This is a genomic window from Collimonas sp. OK307, from assembly GCF_900113705.1.
Lineage (GTDB): Bacteria > Pseudomonadota > Gammaproteobacteria > Burkholderiales > Burkholderiaceae_D > Collimonas.
Genome location: NZ_FOQI01000001.1, coordinates 65,044 through 82,932, shown reverse-complemented (window position 1 = coordinate 82,932; position 17,889 = coordinate 65,044). Strand labels below are relative to the sequence as shown.

The 17,889-nt window shown below is 56.2% G+C and carries 18 protein-coding genes and 1 pseudogene; 14 read left to right on the top strand and 5 right to left on the bottom strand.

Annotation, left to right across the window (positions count from 1 at the left end; translation table 11 throughout):
• Nucleotides 1-75: 75 nt before the first annotated feature.
• Nucleotides 76-1,437 carry a type II toxin-antitoxin system HipA family toxin YjjJ gene (yjjJ, locus tag BM205_RS00425; protein WP_092411712.1) on the bottom strand — a complete coding sequence of 454 codons (1,362 nt, stop codon included), beginning with the start codon at nucleotides 1,435-1,437 and terminating at the stop codon, nucleotides 76-78.
• Nucleotides 1,438-1,589: 152 nt separating this feature from the next.
• Nucleotides 1,590-2,741, bottom strand: a complete 1,152-nt coding sequence (locus tag BM205_RS00420; protein WP_092411711.1) for a tyrosine-type recombinase/integrase — start codon at nucleotides 2,739-2,741, stop codon at nucleotides 1,590-1,592.
• A 218-nt stretch (nucleotides 2,742-2,959) separates the two neighbouring features.
• Here BM205_RS00420 and BM205_RS00415 point away from each other — a divergent pair, with 218 nt between their 5' ends.
• Entirely contained in the window at nucleotides 2,960-3,844 is an 885-nt protein-coding gene (locus BM205_RS00415) for a DNA-binding protein (protein WP_092411710.1), read from the top strand.
• A gap of 87 nt (nucleotides 3,845-3,931) precedes the next feature.
• Here BM205_RS00415 and BM205_RS00410 read toward each other — a convergent pair whose 3' ends face one another.
• Nucleotides 3,932-4,522 (bottom strand): NAD(P)H-dependent oxidoreductase, encoded by a 591-nt coding sequence (locus BM205_RS00410; RefSeq protein ID WP_092411709.1) that lies wholly within the window; start codon nucleotides 4,520-4,522, stop codon nucleotides 3,932-3,934.
• A 158-nt stretch (nucleotides 4,523-4,680) separates the two neighbouring features.
• Between BM205_RS00410 and BM205_RS00405 the strand changes: the two genes are divergently transcribed.
• The 13 genes from BM205_RS00405 (at nucleotide 4,681) to BM205_RS00350 (ending at nucleotide 15,665) form a co-directional block, all read left to right on the top strand.
• Nucleotides 4,681-5,631 carry an AraC family transcriptional regulator gene (locus tag BM205_RS00405; RefSeq protein ID WP_254783671.1) on the top strand — a complete coding sequence of 317 codons (951 nt, stop codon included), beginning with the start codon at nucleotides 4,681-4,683 and terminating at the stop codon, nucleotides 5,629-5,631.
• Nucleotides 5,632-5,865: 234 nt separating this feature from the next.
• On the top strand, nucleotides 5,866-6,339 hold the full coding sequence (locus BM205_RS00400; protein ID WP_092411707.1) for a (2Fe-2S)-binding protein: 474 nt from the start codon (nucleotides 5,866-5,868) through the stop codon (nucleotides 6,337-6,339).
• Nucleotides 6,340-6,349: 10 nt separating this feature from the next.
• Nucleotides 6,350-8,596 (top strand): xanthine dehydrogenase family protein molybdopterin-binding subunit, encoded by a 2,247-nt coding sequence (locus BM205_RS00395; RefSeq protein ID WP_092411706.1) that lies wholly within the window; start codon nucleotides 6,350-6,352, stop codon nucleotides 8,594-8,596.
• A 9-nt stretch (nucleotides 8,597-8,605) separates the two neighbouring features.
• The gene (locus BM205_RS00390; RefSeq protein WP_092411705.1) at nucleotides 8,606-9,613 is read left to right on the top strand and encodes an XdhC family protein; all 1,008 of its coding nucleotides are present in this window, start codon (nucleotides 8,606-8,608) and stop codon (nucleotides 9,611-9,613) included.
• Between the two features lie 383 nt (nucleotides 9,614-9,996).
• The gene (locus BM205_RS24180) at nucleotides 9,997-10,134 is read left to right on the top strand and encodes a hypothetical protein (RefSeq protein ID WP_175511102.1); all 138 of its coding nucleotides are present in this window, start codon (nucleotides 9,997-9,999) and stop codon (nucleotides 10,132-10,134) included.
• A gap of 103 nt (nucleotides 10,135-10,237) precedes the next feature.
• On the top strand, nucleotides 10,238-10,738 hold the full coding sequence (locus BM205_RS00385) for a dethiobiotin synthetase (protein WP_092411704.1): 501 nt from the start codon (nucleotides 10,238-10,240) through the stop codon (nucleotides 10,736-10,738).
• 289 nt (nucleotides 10,739-11,027) lie between these two features.
• A complete protein-coding gene (locus tag BM205_RS00380) occupies nucleotides 11,028-11,672 on the top strand; it encodes an RNA polymerase sigma factor (protein WP_371326450.1) in 645 nt (214 codons plus the stop codon).
• A complete protein-coding gene (locus tag BM205_RS00375) occupies nucleotides 11,672-12,382 on the top strand; it encodes an anti-sigma factor family protein (RefSeq protein ID WP_092411702.1) in 711 nt (236 codons plus the stop codon). The genes BM205_RS00380 and BM205_RS00375 overlap by 1 nt, the downstream gene beginning before the upstream one ends.
• Before the next feature lie 127 nt (nucleotides 12,383-12,509).
• Nucleotides 12,510-12,899 carry a c-type cytochrome gene (locus BM205_RS00370; RefSeq protein WP_092411701.1) on the top strand — a complete coding sequence of 130 codons (390 nt, stop codon included), beginning with the start codon at nucleotides 12,510-12,512 and terminating at the stop codon, nucleotides 12,897-12,899.
• Nucleotides 12,900-12,978: 79 nt separating this feature from the next.
• Complete coding sequence (locus BM205_RS00365; protein ID WP_092411700.1) at nucleotides 12,979-13,884, top strand: metallophosphoesterase family protein; 906 nt, start codon at nucleotides 12,979-12,981, stop codon at nucleotides 13,882-13,884.
• 3 nt (nucleotides 13,885-13,887) lie between these two features.
• Nucleotides 13,888-14,277, top strand: a complete 390-nt coding sequence (locus BM205_RS00360; protein WP_092411699.1) for a cupredoxin domain-containing protein — start codon at nucleotides 13,888-13,890, stop codon at nucleotides 14,275-14,277.
• Between the two features lie 74 nt (nucleotides 14,278-14,351).
• Nucleotides 14,352-15,050, top strand: coding sequence for a CDGSH iron-sulfur domain-containing protein (locus tag BM205_RS24495; protein WP_092411698.1), 699 nt, complete (start codon nucleotides 14,352-14,354; stop codon nucleotides 15,048-15,050).
• A 42-nt stretch (nucleotides 15,051-15,092) separates the two neighbouring features.
• Complete coding sequence (locus BM205_RS00350; protein WP_092411697.1) at nucleotides 15,093-15,665, top strand: DUF6529 family protein; 573 nt, start codon at nucleotides 15,093-15,095, stop codon at nucleotides 15,663-15,665.
• Between the two features lie 265 nt (nucleotides 15,666-15,930).
• Here BM205_RS00350 and BM205_RS00345 read toward each other — a convergent pair whose 3' ends face one another.
• Nucleotides 15,931-16,893, bottom strand: coding sequence for a Dyp-type peroxidase (locus BM205_RS00345; protein ID WP_092411696.1), 963 nt, complete (start codon nucleotides 16,891-16,893; stop codon nucleotides 15,931-15,933).
• Between the two features lie 28 nt (nucleotides 16,894-16,921).
• Nucleotides 16,922-17,840 (bottom strand): annotated as a pseudogene (locus BM205_RS00340) (bestrophin family protein).
• Nucleotides 17,841-17,889 lie beyond the last annotated feature (49 nt).

Sequence of the window (17,889 nt, the reverse complement as noted above, 5' to 3'; positions counted from 1 at the left end):
GGCCGCAGGTCCGGACGCAGCCCCAGGACGCTGCGCGGTCCTGCACACCTGCAGCTTTGTAGTTCATTTCAGCAGTCAGCCGCGTTGCACGACAAGCAGATGTTCGATATGGTCGGCATTCGCTTTGCAGGTAGATCTAAACCTTTCACTGATGCGCTCATCTCGCGCCGCGCGATGCCAGAACACTACTGCTGCTTCTGCTGCCTGGACCCAGGCGCCATGTTCTCTTGGCACAGGTAAGGCTGGGGTGAATTTGCGTTCGACTAACTCGACCCCCCGCTGTGGCGCATACTGCATAGGCAGCATGTCATAGGCTGGCGTCAGGGTAAGTCCAGGCAGGAATGCAAGATTGCCGTCATGCATATCCGTGTTTGCAATCAATCGACCGAAATGCTCCAGGAGGGTTATCTGGCGGGCAGTCTCTGCCGAAATGTAACCTTCCTTGAGCAAGGCTTGTGCACCGTCCGACCATGGGCCTGCCAAGCCCAATAAGGCAGCATTCAATTCGTGCCAGGTACATACGCCAGAGCGACCGAATTCGCCATGCCGGTCGAAACGGTCGACCTCATAGAAAGTGCGGCCGGCCAGTTGATAAATGCGGCTTTGTGCGGCGCTGAGCTGAAGCGTATCGGCAATAGTGGTCAAGGCCAGGTGCTCGCAGACCAGCAAGTCAGACCAGCGTTGTTCCTGCGGCGAACCATCAGCACCCGAAAACTTGACGATGACGTGGGTCGGCTGCTCATTTAGCAACCGACGCGCAGTGAATTTAGGAAATTCACCAGCGGCCGAAGAATCCGCCGCCCCGAAGTTCAGGGCCTGCAGGGCGCGCGAAGGATACTCTGTATCGACCGCATCATCGGTAAGGAAGTAGCTGACCCGTTGCTGCTCGTCCAGGAAACGACGCAGGGCATGTTCGCCCAGAATGTAATCGCCAGGCTGGTCCCATCCAAGCACGCTCAATGCATGCAGTACATCATCCTCACCCCAGCGCGTCACGTCTTCGTCCACCTGCAGGATAGCTGCGAACTGATGTGCGAAGTTACGTCCCAGGAAACCTTGGGGCCGCATGTCGCCCAGAGGATATGGCACCCCGCGAAACCAGCCATCCGCCATCTCATCATCGAGCGGCCAAGGGCATGCTTCCGCAAAACTCATCGCGCATCCTTCTGGATAAATGGGCTCAAGCAGTCCTGCCTCGTGTGCGCGCCCCGACTCATCAATGCGGTAAAGAACCAATGGAGTTGGATTTCCCCGAATCGACCGGCGTGCTGCATACGCAGTCCGCCGCGCGCGACCGCGCGAGACAACCTGGCCATCCAGCTCGGCAATCGCCCGCATCAAAGACGGACGACTTACGTCGAGGCGCCGCAAAAGCTCTCCAGCTTGCTGTCGGCTCCAGGTGCGAAGTGTTTCGAGAACACTTTTAGCAATTGTCATGTAACGATTCTTTACTCATTTTGTATAAGTCTATGATACACAAAATAGAAAAATTGTGTGATATGTGTGTAACGATTAATGTAACGATTTATTGAGGTATTTCGAATTTCTCGAAATAAATCGAAAATAATGAGATGAGGGGATATCTGATGTTAGTTGCGAGTAAGCGACTCAATGAGTTCGTCGTGACGTTCTTTATCGCTCTTGTGAAGATATGTTGCTGTGGTCGATATATTGGCATGACCGGCCGTATCCTGCAGTGCCTTAAGGGACACGTCATTGTTGGCATGGGTTGTTAGCATGGTATGTCGCAGCCAGTGAGTGGACGCCTGGCGTAAAGTTGAGGCGCTATCCATGTCGCCATCTGCCTCAGCCATGGCTCCTGCGGCCGCGAATAAGGACTTCATCGCATTTGATGCAGCCTCGTCTGTGATCGAAACGAGCGCCCGCCCGCGAGTTGAGAGCACCAATGGTGTAGATTCATCGCGTTGTGCGTAAGCTAATAGTCCAAACGCCATACGGTAATCGCGGAAGGCGGCCAGCATTGCCGGTGCTACCGGCAGTCTGCGTGGTTTCGATCCTTTACCCAGCACGTCGAGCCACCACCGCCCGTCCCCTTCTGTATACATCGAGCCCATTTTAGCCCCTGTCAACTCGGATAATCGGGCGCCGGTGGTGATGTAGCTGATTAACAAAAAACGGTCGCGCGCCTTGGCTTTTCTCTTTACGGGTGTTGTTGCGGATAGCTGGACAATGGCGGCGTACATATAGTCGACGGCCTGCGTGCTCAAATAGCGGGTGATGCGCGCGTCACGGGCTGTTTTGACATTTTTGACGAGAGCGCCGGCATTGCGCTGCAGATATCCCGCATTCTTGGCAAATTCCAGCAAGGCTTTCACCACGCGGAAAGCCTGCCGCATGCTGGGGTCGGAAAGAGGCCCGGAAAATGGTCGCCAGCGCGCATCCTCACGTGGCCACTTGGTTGTCGAAATCCACGCTTCCTCTGGTTGCGGGTCTTTCAGGAAGGTCTTGTAAGCGATCAAGTCTTCAATATGTAACTGGTACAGCATTTTGCCGTGATGCTGACACCACAGCAGAAAGCGTCCAAGGTCTTTCTTTGTGCTCTTGATCGAGTTTTCGGAGAGTTCGCTGCTGTAAAGGAAGGCGCGCGCCAACTCGGAGTCCGAGCGCGCGGCTATCAGCGGGCCCGGCTCGCTGCCGCCGGCAAACAGATCCAGGAGCGGCGCCGGGGTTTTGACGGTCCTGTCAGGTCGTTCCAGATCTATCAATGCAAAATGGTCCATCTGCGGTTTTGAAGTCAGATAAAAGAGATGAAAACAGGCGTATTTCCATGAGATTGGTCAGAATACCATAGCATTCAATTTAATCGAGATTATTAACGTAATCTCGATTAAATAAACTTATACGTAATTATAAATACTGATAAATTACGTAATTATCATTACATAATTTGCGTAATTCAGTAAAATTCCAGTACTGAAAGCCATTTGAAGGAAAAATCATGTCCGAACGCCAGAATCTCAGCTGGACCGCCTGCGATACCCTTGCCGCCCAAGGCAAAAAGCCCTCCATCGGCCTGGTGCGAGAGTGGACGATTGCGACCACTGGCGCCAAGAAAGGATCTGACGGCGACGTGCAAAAGGATATCAATGAGTGGTATGCCGATCTGCTCAAGCTGAAACGGGACAAGAGCGTCGCGGAACTCCCCGATGCCGTGGCCGCCCTCACCCGCGACCTCTGGCGCTTTGCAGTGGAGTCGGCCAACGATGCGCTCGCAGCCGAACGCATTGCGCTCGCGGGCGAAAAAGCGGAAGCGGAGAAACTGATCGACCTGGCGCAGGAAGACACGTTGGCTGCGATCGAAATCGCCAACGAATTGAAGGGAAAACTAACGATCGCTAACGCCACCCTCCTCGGCCGGGACGAACAGATCAAACGCCTGGAGGAGGCATTGGCGGAGCAGCGTGCCACGTTACAGGCGAAAGACGAGCGCATCGGCGGCTTGGCAGCCGACCTGAGTCGCAAGGCCGAGGAGCATGCGGCCGGTCTGGCTGAACTGGACGGGCTCCGCAAGCACAGTTTGCTCGAAATCGACAGAGCCCGCAGCGAGTCCAGGCACTGGAAAGCCGAATTCGCGCGTGCGGAGACCGAAAGCAAATCAGCCGCACACGCCTATCGTGAAAAGATCGCCGTGCTCGATAACGAATTATCCCGCGTGCGCGGGCGACTAGGGGCTGTTGAAGAGTCGCTTGCGGAATCAAGCCGACGTGTGGAAACATTGACGACTGAGTTAGCTGCTTCAAACACAGTAGCTCCGGTGACTAAGCAACGATTCGGCAGCGGCAAAAGTCGCGGTGCAGGCACGGTTCGACGACGCAAGCTCTAATTCCCCGCTATATTTATGTAAATTTTTCAAGGCTTGATGCGGCGCGCAGGAACAGAAGTATTTTTTTGTAGCGATGCCGAAATGAGGTCAGATAACAGTCTCAAGATGCTCACGAAGTCTCGCAATATTTCCTTCGACATCAGCCTGCTTCATGACGTCGTGGGAGGAAAATGCCGGAAGGATTTCCGCGCCACAAAATTTGTAGTTGGCGGTATTGCTTACGAACACATCATCGACTGTTTTACCTCGAAATAGAACTTGTTCCGCATCGCCGAATGCCTCTTCGGGGGCGTTCCAAGTTAAGGAAAGCATATATTTCTTGCCTTGCATCTTGCCACCAGTACCGTACTGCTTGTCCGGATCCTGCCGAGTGCGCCCGTCATCGACCAGTAAACTCTGTTGAACGAGGCCGGCTGTGAACACCTCGTCGACGTATTTCTTGTATATCCAGGGCATCCCAAACCAGTAAACCGGTGATTGCAGAATGATGATGTCCGCCCTGACGTGCTTTTGAACTTCACCATCGATGTCGTAGCCCTCTTCGATGTTCGTTTGTATGACTTCGTAGTCCCTCTTAACCATTTCCTCCCTGATGATTCCAGCCATTGTCTGGTTCAGTTTGCCGGTGGAAATCCCCTGGTAGAACTGGTGTGCGTTGATTATAAGTACTTTTTTCATCGTTGATCCTATGCGATTTGCACGGTAAATGCGGCGTTGAATAGTTTGTTTAGTGACTGCTATTGTGAGCCCGGTAAATGCAAACCGGTTTGCCAGATTTGATCTTGTTATTGCCTAATATGATGAATTGACAGCGAATCCGAAAAGCAGGCCAGCCGATGGTGCTAGACTGGGTTCTGAAATTTTTTTGTGGCGACAATATGAAACCGGGGCAAACAACGACTTTGGCGAGCGCAGATAATCTTGCTCAACTGGTCGGTGACATTGCACAAACCGATGGGGATTACACTACGCAAATCCCGGCATTGACGATTTATCGTCGGAGTGCGGCGACCGACCCGATGCCATGCATCTATGGTCTGGGGTTGGGTATAACGGTACAAGGCGGCAAACGTGTCACGCTTGGCGATGAGATTTTTGACTATGGGCCGGGACAATCGCTCGTTACGTCAGTTGACCTGCCTGTGGCGTCCTACGTCACGCGCGCGGATTCGGCCGAACCTTATCTGGGCGTGCGTCTTGAATTGGATGGCCGCGTCATTGCCCAGGTGGCCGCAGAGATGGATTTTGCGGTGCCGCTCAAGGTGGCGACCTCGCGTGCGATGTCCGTTGAGACATTGGATGGTGGCCTGCTCGATGCACTGATCCGGCTGATTCGCCTCTTGGACGAGCCGCACCTGATTCCTCTCGTAGTTCCGCTGATCCAGCAGGAAATTATTGTCAGGCTGTTGAATGGCGGACATGGACAGACGTTGCGCCACCTGGTCACGGTCGGTGCGCCTGGTCAGCAGATTGCCAAGGTAATCGCTTGGCTGAAGCAAAATTTTACGGCGGATATTCCCATAGATGACTTGGCTACCAGAGCCCACATGAGTCCTTCCACCTTCCGACAGCATTTTCGTGCGGTGGCTGGCATGAGTCCCTTGCAATATTTGAAGCATCTACGCTTGCAGGACGCCCGCCAACTGATGCTTAACGAAGACCTGGATGCCAGCAGTGCTGCGCTACGCGTGGGATATGAGAGCGCCTCCCAGTTCAGTCGAGAATACACCCGCTTGTTCGGAGCACCTCCATTAAGGGACATCAAACGGTTGCGGGAATCTGCCTGACATAAAGTTTTGTCTTAGCCTTTTTGACGATAAAACATAGAAATAGGCAAGATACTCGTCAGAACCGGCAAGCCCGTCTCTTTGGCAAAGGCCCATAATTTACCCATTGGCCAGTGTCTATTTCCAATGCCGTCAAAGTTGTTGGCGCCCTGCCCCTCATGCCCGCTTCCGGGCATGTAGCCAAGGAAAATCCGCCATGCCCCGCCCCACTCACACTATGGAGAACCGCCACCCATGAGCACGCTCAACGTCAACGGCCGTCAGTATTCAGTCGACGCCGACCCCGGCACTCCCATCCTCTGGGCCTTGCGCGATACGCTGGGCATGACCGGCACCAAGTTCGGTTGCGGTGCTGCACTGTGCGGCGCCTGCACCGTGCATCTGGACGGCCAGGCCACCAGGTCGTGCATTACACCTATCTCTGCCGCTGAAGGCAGGAAGATCATTACCATCGAGGCCACAACCGATGGCAGCGACCCGGTCGGCGCCGCCGTCCATGCCGCATGGGTCAAACACGACGTAGCGCAGTGCGGCTACTGCCAGAGCGGCCAGATCATGAGCGCCACGGGTTTTCTCAGGTCGCTGCCGCGCGGCAAGCAGCCGACCACCGCCGAGATCGACTCCGCGATGGCAGGCAACATCTGCCGCTGTGGCACCTACGTCCGCATCCGCGCTGCGGTGGCCGATGCCGCCAAAACCCTCGCCTGAAGGAACTGCCATGTTGCCCAATCTAGATTACAGCGAAATGCCGCGCGCTCTGCGGCACCTGCTGACCCGCGGACAAACCGGAGAAGCTGCAACGCTTCCGCGCCGCCAGTTCCTGAAGCTGGCTGGTTCTGTCGGCCTGGCGCTCGGCGCTTTCCCCCATCTGGCCATAGGACAAGCCACTAGTAACGGCCAAGCTGCCAGCGCCCTCAAGCCGACCCAACAGCCGTCGGCCTTCGTGCAGATCGCTCCCAATGGAGAGGTCACGGTAGCCGTCAACCGGCTAGAGTTCGGTCAGGGTGTCCAGACCGGTTTGTCGATGATTCTGGCCGAGGAGCTGGACGCCGACTGGAGCCTGATCCGCAGCAGGCACGGCTCGAACGACCCTGCCTACGTTGACCCGCTTTTCGGCATTCACCTCACCGGCGGTTCCAATTCGGTCAAGAATAGCTTCACGCAGTATCGCGAGCTCGGCGCGCGTGCCCGTGCCATGCTGATGGGTGCCGCCGCGGCACGCTGGAATGTTGACATAGCTACCCTGCGCACGGACGCTGGTTCGGTACTGGGACCCGGAGGGCGCAAGCTGAGTTATGGCGAACTGGCGGAAGCTGCGACGACCTTCCCCGTGCCAGAGAAAGTCACGCTGAAAGATCCCAAAGATTTCCGCATCATCGGTCGTCCCACCACACGTCTGGACGCGCGCGCCAAGAGCAGCGGTCGACAGCAGTTCGGGATTGACGTCCACCTGCCAGGTCAATTGACGGCTGTGGTGGCGCGCCCGCCGATGTTCGGCGCCCGCCTGGCGTCGGTGGACGATAGCGCGGCGCGCGCCGTGAAAGGCGTCAAGGCAGTGCTGCGCGTGCCGCTGGATCGTGGCGCCGAAGGCGTAGCCGTGATCGCCGATGGCTACTGGCCGGCCAAACAGGGACGCGACGCGCTGAAGCTGGAGTGGAATACCGCCGCCGTCGAAAAAGTGGACAGCGAACAGCAGCTGGCCCAGTACCGCGCCCTTGCCGCTCAGCCTGGAGCACGCCAGTTCGACGCAGACATGGCGCCTTTGGCAACCGCTCCCCGTCAATTGGAAGTCGAGTACGTATTTCCCTACCTGGCCCACGCAGCCATGGAGCCGCTCAACTGTACCGTCGTGCTCACCAATGATCGCGCAGAAATATGGACAGGTTCTCAGTGCCCCGGCCTGGACGGCGCCGCAGTCGCACGCGTCCTGGGCATCAAGCCGGAGCAGGTGGAGGTGCATGTGCAGATGGCGGGCGGCGGGTTCGGCCGGCGCTTTTCCAGCGGCAGCGATTTCGTGGTCGAGGCTTGCGAGATCGCCAAGGCCGCCCGCGCCGCCGGATGGAAGGTTCCGGTGCGCACGCTCTGGAGTCGCGAAGATGACATGCGCGGTGGCTACTATCGTCCGATGCATTTGCACCGCGCTCGCATCGGTTTCGACGAGCACGGCAAGGTGCTGGCCTGGGACCATGTCATCGTCGGCCAGTCCATCACCACGGGTTCTGTGTTTGAACAGTTCCAGGTGAAGAACGGTATCGACGCTACCGCAACGGAAGGCGTGCGTGAACCTTATCCGCTGCCGATGCGCCTGACGGTTCATCATCCCAAGCTCAACGTGCCGGTACTGTGGTGGCGCAGCGTAGGCTCGACACACACTGCCTTCGTGATGGAGACCCTGATCGACGAGATCGCTCGCAGCACGAAGCAAGACCCGGTAGCTTATCGGATGCAACTGTTCGGCGACAAGAATGCTCGCCACCGGGCGGCCCTGCAATTGGCGGTGGACAAGAGCGGGTATGGCACGCAGCAATTACCGGCCGGACGCGCCTGGGGCGTGGCGGTCCATGAATCCTTCCAATCAGTGGTGGCTTACGTGGTGGAAGCCTCGGTACGAGACGGCCAGCCGATACTGCATCGCGTGACCGCCGGCGTACACTGCAATCTTGCGGTCAACCCGCGCAGCGTGGAAGCGCAAATACAGGGCGCGGCGATCATGGGGCTGTCGATGTGTCTGCCGGGTTCGGCCATCACGCTCAAGGATGGCGTTGTCGAACAAAGCAACTTCGGCGACTTCACAGTGGCGCGCATGACAGACATACCGACGTTAGATGTACACATCGTACCCAGTGCCGAGCCGCCGACCGGCATGGGCGAGCCGGGGCTGCCGCCACTGGCTCCTGCCTTCGCCAACGCCATTGCGCAGCTGACCGGCAAGCCGCTGCGCCAGCTGCCATTCAAACTGACGTAAGCCGGCGCCATGGAAGATCTCGATACCCTGGTCTTGCGCACCGCACTGGACTGGCAGACGGCGGGCCTGCCGGTAGTGCTGGTTACCGTCGCGCGGACCTGGGGCTCATCGCCTCGGCCGCCCGGCTCGCTCATGGCCATCAACGTGAAGGGCGAGACGGCCGGTTCGGTGTCGGGTGGTTGCATTGAGGATGATCTTATTCTCCGCATCCGGAAAGACGGAATACAGGCCGTCTGCTCAAGTGGCCTGCCCGCCGTGCTGCGCTACGGCATCTCAGCCGCCGAAGCGCACCGCTTCGGCCTGCCTTGCGGAGGTACCGTGGAACTGGTGCTGGAGCCGGTATCTTCGCATAGCAGGCTGGGCGAACTCCTGCTGGCCTGTGAGCAGCGGAGTAGCACCGAGCGGGTGCTAGACCTGCACACCGGTCGAGTGGAGCTACGCGACGGCAGGCGCGATGGCATCCCCCGGCTGGACGACAAACAGCTGACCACCTACCTGGGGCCACAGGCACGTCTCATCGTTATCGGGGCTGGAGACCTATCGCGTTACCTTTGCCAGATGGCGTTAAGCCTGGGTTTCGAGGTGATTGTCTGTGACCCGCGAGAGGAATACCGAGCCAGCTGGCAGCTGGATGGCGTGGTGGTCAGCCACGAAATGCCGGACGATCTGGTTCTGCGGCTGCAGCCCGACACGCGCACTGCCGTCGTAGCTCTGACGCACGACCCCAAACTGGATGACCTGGCCCTGATCGATGCCCTACAGTCCAAGGCCTTCTATGTCGGCGCGATCGGTTCGCGTCGCAACAGCGCGCAACGCCGCGACCGGCTACGTATTTACTTCGACATCGCGGAGCCCACGCTACAGGGTCTACATGGACCCGCTGGCCTGTACATCGGCAGCAAGACTCCCGCCGAGATCGCGCTATCTATCATGGCCGAGGTTGTGGCCGTGAAGAACGGGATTCTCATGCCTTCACCGACGCCAGTCCCGCTTTCAGCAACCATGCTGCCCGGCTGATATGTCCAACATGTTATCCCTTCAATGATCTACATGAATCTGGCCGAGTTTCATTTCTTACTCTAATCCGCGCGCCATTTTAGCCCCGGCAATGCGCATCCTGAATATTCCCCGGCACCAGCATACGTGAGCACGCTTCATTTTATTCCCCGCAATGGGGGAGCAGGCAAAAAATATCGCGAGAATAATTTCCGGGCACCCGCAGTTATACAAGTGACGACACGCGCCACTGTTTCCAGAACAGGAAACATGGACAGGCGCTACAGCGCAGTGCCGCCCCGGTTGGCACCTGATAACACTCAGGTGTTCATTTGATTGGCAAACCAACGCTTTCCCCGGTTTGTCATGTATCACTATCTTTCGCGATCTTATAGGAGATCATCATGAAATCCGCAAAAATCATTCTCGCCATTTGCGTCACGCTCTTCACTCTTGCCGCTGCCGGATGTGCACAGCTTGATCCCATGAATGCAGCCTCGGGCATGTCGCCAGATCAGGGCAACATGTATTCCGGCCAGTGACGCGAGCTGCAACAGCCCGTTGGTCAGGTCTGACGACGGCTGCCAGGTTATTTTTCCTGGCAGCCGCGATTTCATTCATATGCTTATCCACTGGAGGCAAATCATGAGCCCCATCCACGCCATGAAGTACGGTCGCGCCCGCTGCGCGCCCATCGCCGTCGCCTTGTTGGTAGTCGGTTGTGCCACGCCGGCATCCATTCCGCCGGGCGCCAGCCAGAACGACGTTCAGGCTCGGTTCGGCGTTCCGCGCGAGGTCTATCACCTGCCGGATGACACCACACGCTGGCTCTATCCCACGCAACCTTTCGGCGAATACACGTGGGCGGCCGACATCGACTCGCATGGGCGAGTTGTCAGCTTCAGGCAAGTATTGACCATCGAGGAATTCGGCCGGGCCAGGATCGGCCAGTGGACCAAGCAGGATGTGCTGGTGCATTTCGGCCGACCGGTCGAAACCGCCTATTTCCCGCTCATGCGGCGCCATGTCTGGAGTTACCGTTTCCTGCAAGACGGCGTGTGGTATTCGATGATGCATTTTTACTTCGATCCGAACGGCGTATTGCGCCTTACCCAAGCCGGCCCGGATCCGGAGGAGCAGAACTGAGTTTCCACGAGACAAGTGGCATGAGGATCTCCGCGTATTTTCACGTATACCGCCGCGCTCTTCGTTTTATTCCCGGATTTGTCGCGCCAATCAAAAAATATCGCGGGAATAAATCCCGGCCACTGACGGTTATGGGGGTATGAGCGTCGGCATTTCGGGCGCCCGGATGCTGCGAGCATCTCTCGACCGGACAGGCAATGGAGCAACTCATGAGAAACGATCGCAAGACACGCCCATATGGTTGGCGTAATCGGAAGATAGACCAGATGCAAATCAGTGAAAGCGGGAGATCACCGTGATCGCGGCCGACAACTCAGGCCGGTCACGCCGATTCGAAGAACTGGCGTTGCCGCATCTGGACGCTGCCTACAACCTGGCACGCTGGCTGACCGGCAGCGCGAGCGATGCCGACGATGTCGTGCAGGATGCGTACCTGCGCGCCTTCCGGTTCTTCGACGGCTTCCATGGCGACAACCCGCGCGCATGGCTACTCGCGATCGTTCGGAACACCTGGTTTACCGAGTGGCGCAGGCGGAACGATGCAGCTGACGACACGCCCTATGACGACGCACTGCATGACGACGAACGACTCCCGGGATGGGTCGACGAGATCGGCAGCGATCCCGAAACACTCGCCGTGCGGCGCGACGATGTGGACATGATTCATCGCGCGCTCGGCGTATTGCCGGTCGAATATCGCGAGGTGCTGGTCCTGCGCGAGTTGGAAGACATGAGCTACCGCGACATTGCGACCGTCGCCGGGGTTCCGATCGGCACCGTGATGTCACGGCTGGCGCGCGGCCGTAGCCTGCTTTGTGCGGCAGTGCGCAAGGCGCAGGGGGCGATGCCTTCGGAGCTTGCGCCGGTGCGCGGCAAGACAGACGGCAACTTGGTCAGGATGCCTGCGCCGGGCTCACCAAAAGGAGTTAAATAATGGATAAGAAAGAAACATTAAGCTCGCTTGGCAGTGTGCTGCGTGACGGATCACTCTATCATCGCGCCCCACCCCATCTGCGTGCACGTATACTCGCCGAGTTGCCTCGCGAATTACCAAGCGAGTCTCCCCGCCGGCCCCTCTTCGCATGGGGCGGCTTCACTACCGACGGCGTGCGGGCATGGCTTAACGGCGGTGTTACAGGGATCGCGGTCTGTGCGCTGGCATTGAGCGCGGCCACCTTGATCCAGCGGCCGGCGCCAGCCGGCTCGATCGACCAGGAGATTGTGTCGAGCCATGTGCGCGCGTTGTTGTCGCAGCACCCGATCGACGTGGTGTCGACCGACCAGCACACCGTCAAGCCGTGGTTCAACGGCAGGCTCGACTATACGCCGCCAGTCGTCGATCTCGCCGCGCAAGGTTTTCCGCTCGTCGGCGGGAGAGTCGACTACGTGGGTCACCGCACCGTCGCGGTGCTGGTCTATCGCTATCAAAAGCACCCCATCGACCTGTACATCTTTCCCGATACCGGCGGTACGCCGGCTCCCGCCGCTCGGGCCTCGGATGGCTATGCGATGGCTCGCTGGCAGCGCAACGGAATGACTTACTGGGCCATCACCGATGCCCAATCCATCCACCTGCAAGCGTTTGAACAAGCGGCGCAGGCCGAGGAAGATCACGAAGAAAATCCGTCGCTGGAAAAGGAATAAATGGGAATAAATAGGAATAAATGGAGATTGACGGGAATATTTTCCACGCGGTCCGGGTTATACCGTTTACAGGAAAGGATTACATCGATCGGCCGCCAACAAACTTGCAAATCGAAAGGATTTCGACATGAAACAAGATCACATATTCCTTGGCCTGGGCTTGGTCGTGCTTATGGGCTTCAGCGGTATCGCAACCGCTGCCGGCGATGCGATACGCGGTCAGCAGCTCTACCAAACCATGTGCATGTCCTGCCACTCGATTGACTATAACGGCGTTGGGCCTGCACACAAGGGATTGTTTGGCAGGAAGGCCGGTGGTCGCGCCGATTACCAATATTCACCAGCGGTGAAGTCCTCCAACATTGTCTGGGCCGACAAAACGCTGGATAAATGGTTGTCAAATCCCGAGAAACTGATCCCGGGGCAAAAAATGGGTTTCATGGTCCCCGACGCAAAAGATCGCGCCGACTTGATTGCCTATTTGAAGAAAGAGGCGGGACGAGAAGATAAGCCATGACCACTCGACCGACCTGTTAAACGCTTGTTCCGTAACAGCCTGCCCTACAGCTATTCCAACCATCTCAAGGAGAAAAATCATGATTGATCGCAGAAGTTTTATGAAACTGACCGCTGTCGGCGGCGGTGCGGTATTTATTTCCGGGTTATACGGCCACACACATGCTGCAACTACCGACAAAACGGCGGCGGCTTCCGCTTACGACGACTTCTATTTCGTTCAGTTGTCCGACGTTCATTGGGGGTATAGCGGTGCGGCCAATCCGGACGCACTCAACACATTCAAGAAGACGGTTGCAACTGTCAATGCGCTTGAAGTGCAGCCGGACTTCATTATCTTTACCGGGGATCTGACCCACACGACGGACGACCCGAAGGAACGTCGGCAGCGTATGGCCGGGTTCAAAGAGATTGCTGCCGGATTAAAAGTGAAAACGGTGCGTTTCATCCCGGGAGAGCATGACGCTTCGCTCGATAACGGCGCGGCGTTCAAGGAAAACTTTGGCCCGACGAATTACGTGTTCGATCATAAGGGTGTGCATTTCATCGCTTTGGATAACGTGTCCGATCCCGGCGCAAGTATTGGCGACGCTCAACTGGATTGGCTTAAAAACGATCTTGCCAAACAAGCAAAAGATGCGCGGATTGTTGTCTTCACCCATCGCCCCCTGTTCGATCTGGTACCCAAATGGGATTGGGCCACCCGCGATGGCGACAAAGCGATTGCGTTATTGACGCCATACAGCAATGTAACGGTGTTCTATGGCCACATTCACCAGGAACATCACCACATGACGGGACAGATCGCGCACCACGCAGCCAAGTCGCTCATTTTCCCGTTGCCGGCGCCGGGCTCGCAAGATAAGCGCACTCCCTTGCCGTGGGATGCTGCTGCGCCGAATAAAGGACTCGGTTTTCGCGAGGTGGAAGCTGAACGCAAAGATAGCGATTACAAACTCACTGAGTTTCCTGTGATAAGGACGTAAGCCATGGATCACTCAAGAAGGCAGCTATGTTTAAGAGCCGTCTACGGCATCGGGGCGGTTCTGTCGGGGGCGGTCATTAACGGCCAGGCCCGGGGGCAGACAAAGAATGTTGCGAAAAAAAGGGTAATAAAAGTTCAAGCCAAAAAATTCGTCTATACGCCGAACCAGATCGTCCTGAAAATGGGTGAGCCGGTAGTGCTGGAGTTTACCTCCGTGGATTTCGTGCATGGGTTTAAGATACCCGATATGAATATCCGCGCTGACCTGCCGCCAGGCAAGGTCACCCTTGTCAGGCTGACACCTGACAAGGCTGGTGAATACGATTTTTTATGTGACAATTTCTGTGGCAGCGGCCATGAGGAAATGAGTGGAAAAATAACAGTCATAGCCTGATGCATTTTCTGTTCTTGCGGGGGGAACAATGCGGTGCGGATATTCAACCTACCCTACCCAATCGGAGGCCTCAGATGAACCAGCAGAAACCCGTAGGCGCGAAAGTTAAAATTTCGAAGAACGGCCCGTATATCGTCTCGGGCCAGGTCCCCCTAAGCAAGGAGATCATCGGCGCGAACGAAGATGGCGAGTCGGTAAAGTGGGAGCAGGAACAGAAATATCCGTCTCAGGGCCAATACGCGTTGTGTCGCTGCGGGCACAGCGCGAACAAGCCATTTTGCGATGGCACGCATACGAAAGCCGGTTTTGACGGCACCGAAACCGCGAGCCGCCAGCCGTATCTCGATCAGGCCAAAGTAATACAAGGTCCGACGATGTCATTGACAGACGTCGATAGCTTGTGCGCGTTCGCGCGCTTTTGCGATCCGCGTGGAGGGGTGTGGAATCTCGTCAGCGCAACGGACAACCCTTCAGCGAGCAAACATTTCATCAGTCAGGCCTGCGACTGCCCGTCGGGGCGGCTGGTGGCTTGGGACAACCAGACCGGTAAACCGATCGAGCCGATGTATGAACCTTCCATCTGCTTGATCGAAGACCCCGCCAAGGATTGCTCCGGGCCGCTATGGTTGCGTGGTGGCGTGCGGCTGATCGGGAGCGACGGTTTCGAATACGAAGTGCGGAATCGCGTGACCTTATGCCGCTGCGGTGCGTCGCAGAACAAGCCTTTCTGCGACGGCACGCATGCGTCGATCAGGTTTAGCGACAAGAGCTGAGTCGGAAAATCAGATAAGGGGTGGATCATGTTTAACAGATCAATGAGCGATAATGCCGGCCCCGCCAGGCGAATCGTTCTCAGTCGAGTGATCCTTGTACTTCCTCTGGTGCTGGTCGCATTCGTTGCAATCACCGTCGGTTTTGTGGCAAGCAAGACCGTCAGGCAGCCCTACGAAACCCCTTTTTTTCACCTGTTCTTCAGCGACACCCTGCATATGAAGGCATGGCTGATAACGGCTGCATTGCTGCTGGCATTGGGGCAGTTGCTGACGGCGTCGTGTATCTATGAAGTGCTACGCTTCCCGCCGAAGGGGCGCTTCTACCATGTGGTGCATCGCTGGTCGGGGCGCATAGCCATCCTGCTGACACTGCCAGTGGCCTACCACTGCATCTTCCTGCTCGGCTTCGGGACATATGATAGCCGCACCTACATTCACTCATTGCTGGGGTCGCTTCTCTACGGGACAGTTCTCGCAAAGGTTCTCATTGTCCGTTCAAACGGCTTTCGAGGCTGGGTGCTGCCACTCGCGGGAAGTGTGCTGTTCTCCATTCTCCTGGGATTGTGGCTTACATCTGCATTCTGGTACTTCAGTACCTTTGGCGTTGGCATATAGCATGCCCGGCGTAAGCGTCTCCAGAATCCATCTATCGTGGTGACACGACTTGAGTAATATGAATTTGTCATAACCAAACATATATAAGGGAGTTCCGTAGAATGATGCTAACCCTCTATGCCCACCCGTTCGCCTCATACTGCTGGGAGGTGATAATCGCGCTTTACGAGAATGACACACCGTTTAAGCTCCATGTGGTCGACCTTGGCGATGTGGCCTCGACGGTTGAGCTGGAACGGCTATGGCCGTTCAAGAATTATCATTTTTAGTCCGGATCCGCAGGCGAAATATTCATTTTCGACAACGCATTCAAACTGGGCACAAAATAGATCGCTGAGGAAAGTGGCGTAGAAAAATCCAGCAGCCTGTCCGTTTTGGAGACTCCGTCGGAGCCAACGCCGTACATCTGTTTAAGCATCCCCATCGTGACCGTGATGTCGTTGCAAAACCCGACAAACATGATTCCCGCGTCTTTCGCACTGCCGTAATTGGCGTTTCTGCGAACAATATCGATTTCTTCGCCGTTTCTTCTAAATTGATTCCTGCCGACGTGAGAATCTTCGGGCAAAGGCGATAGCTGGTGACTTCCAGCTTTGGTCCTGCCCCAAACGTTTTCAGCCTCGTGAACAGACAAGCTCTTTAATTTTTCAACATCCATCCGCCATTTCTGGAGCAGCACGGTTGATCCGCCCTCGCCTTTTTCACCGTCAGGAATGATGGCCACGCTGTTGGCACGAAACGGGTTAGGATTTGCAACGCCATCCGCAAAACCGTCGAATGTCACGTTATTGTGATACGGAAAGCAAATCTGTTCGCTGGCAAGGTCGGCAAAAGGGCTCAGCAACGACACAGCTTTCCTCATGCTGTCATAGAGTGTTGCAGCGTTTGACTGCGTGATCCAGATCCAAAGATCCAGTTGGGTAGCTGGGGCGATCATGCCGTTGGCGGCTACGACATCCTTATCGAAAGAGTGAAGATTGTCCGGAACGTCCGCGGGATAAACCTTTCGCCATAGTTCCGGCTTAAATCCCAATACAATATTTGCGGTGCCCCCGGTTAATTGATGATGTCGATTTAGTGTTGGATCTGCGATGCCGGTTATTTCCGACTCCCAGAGCTTGCCGAGCGCTTTGAAAAGACGCCCGATGTCGACGTCCTCTTTCAACGTAAACTGTAAATGAACCTCGTCGCGCGCTACTACCGAAAGCATTGTTTGTGGAATAGGCATATTTATTTGATCCTGTCTCTGTTCATCTTTAGGTAAATTGATATGGACGCACAGGTGCGATTTCGGCCGGAATTTCACGACCACAAAGCTCCAGGATGGAGCGTTCAATTGTTCGGGTAATCGCGTCGAGCGCCAGGGCGTTTGGCGCAAGGCTGAACGGCTCGGCAACTTCGTTCGCAATCGCCTCCAGCGCGATCAGCGTATAGGAGATGAAAACGCAAATAAGCGGCGTAAAAATTTCTATCGAGTCAACGAGCCCAAACGGAAGCAGCATGCAATAGGCGTATGCCGTGCGATGCAGTAACACACTGTACGCAAAAGGGATAGGTGTTGAAACAATTCGCTCACAGCCGCCGACACTTCTCTCTAGCTCGTTGATTTGCGTGTCCAGCATCCAGCGGGTCATATCGGATTCCGATGGCAAGCCCTTGGAGGCGGCCAGGCGGCTGCGTATGTCGTTAAGAATCGCTACGGGTTTATAGTGCTTGTGCCTGAGATCATCCGTCCGTTTCTTTCCGAGAAGGTGCATCAGATCGTCGGTTGCATCTGTCTTGCGCAATTGATGCTTTAGTGCGTAGATGAAAGCAATCAGCGTATTCGCCACGTAAGTCCGCTCCGCCTCATCGACACTCTCAGGCTGATAGCACAGGATCTGCGACATCAGCGTGCGCGAAGAACAACAGGTTTCCCCACAGAAGCCGCGCCTCTGTAAACCGGGCATAGCTGGCATTGTTTCGGAATACCAGGAAAATGGCCAGCGTCAGACCGAATAACGTGAATGGCACCGTACTCAGCGGGATTTTTTCGCCAAAAACGACACCATGCGTCAGCACCGCCAGGCTGCTCAAGATTCCGATGACAATCAGTTGAGGAATGATCGATTGCAGCACTGATCCATTCCATACAAAAAGCATACGGAACCAGCTTTGCATTGGTCTTACAATCATAACTGTCCAATACCTAAAGTTATATCGCGGCTGGAGATAGCCATCGCGC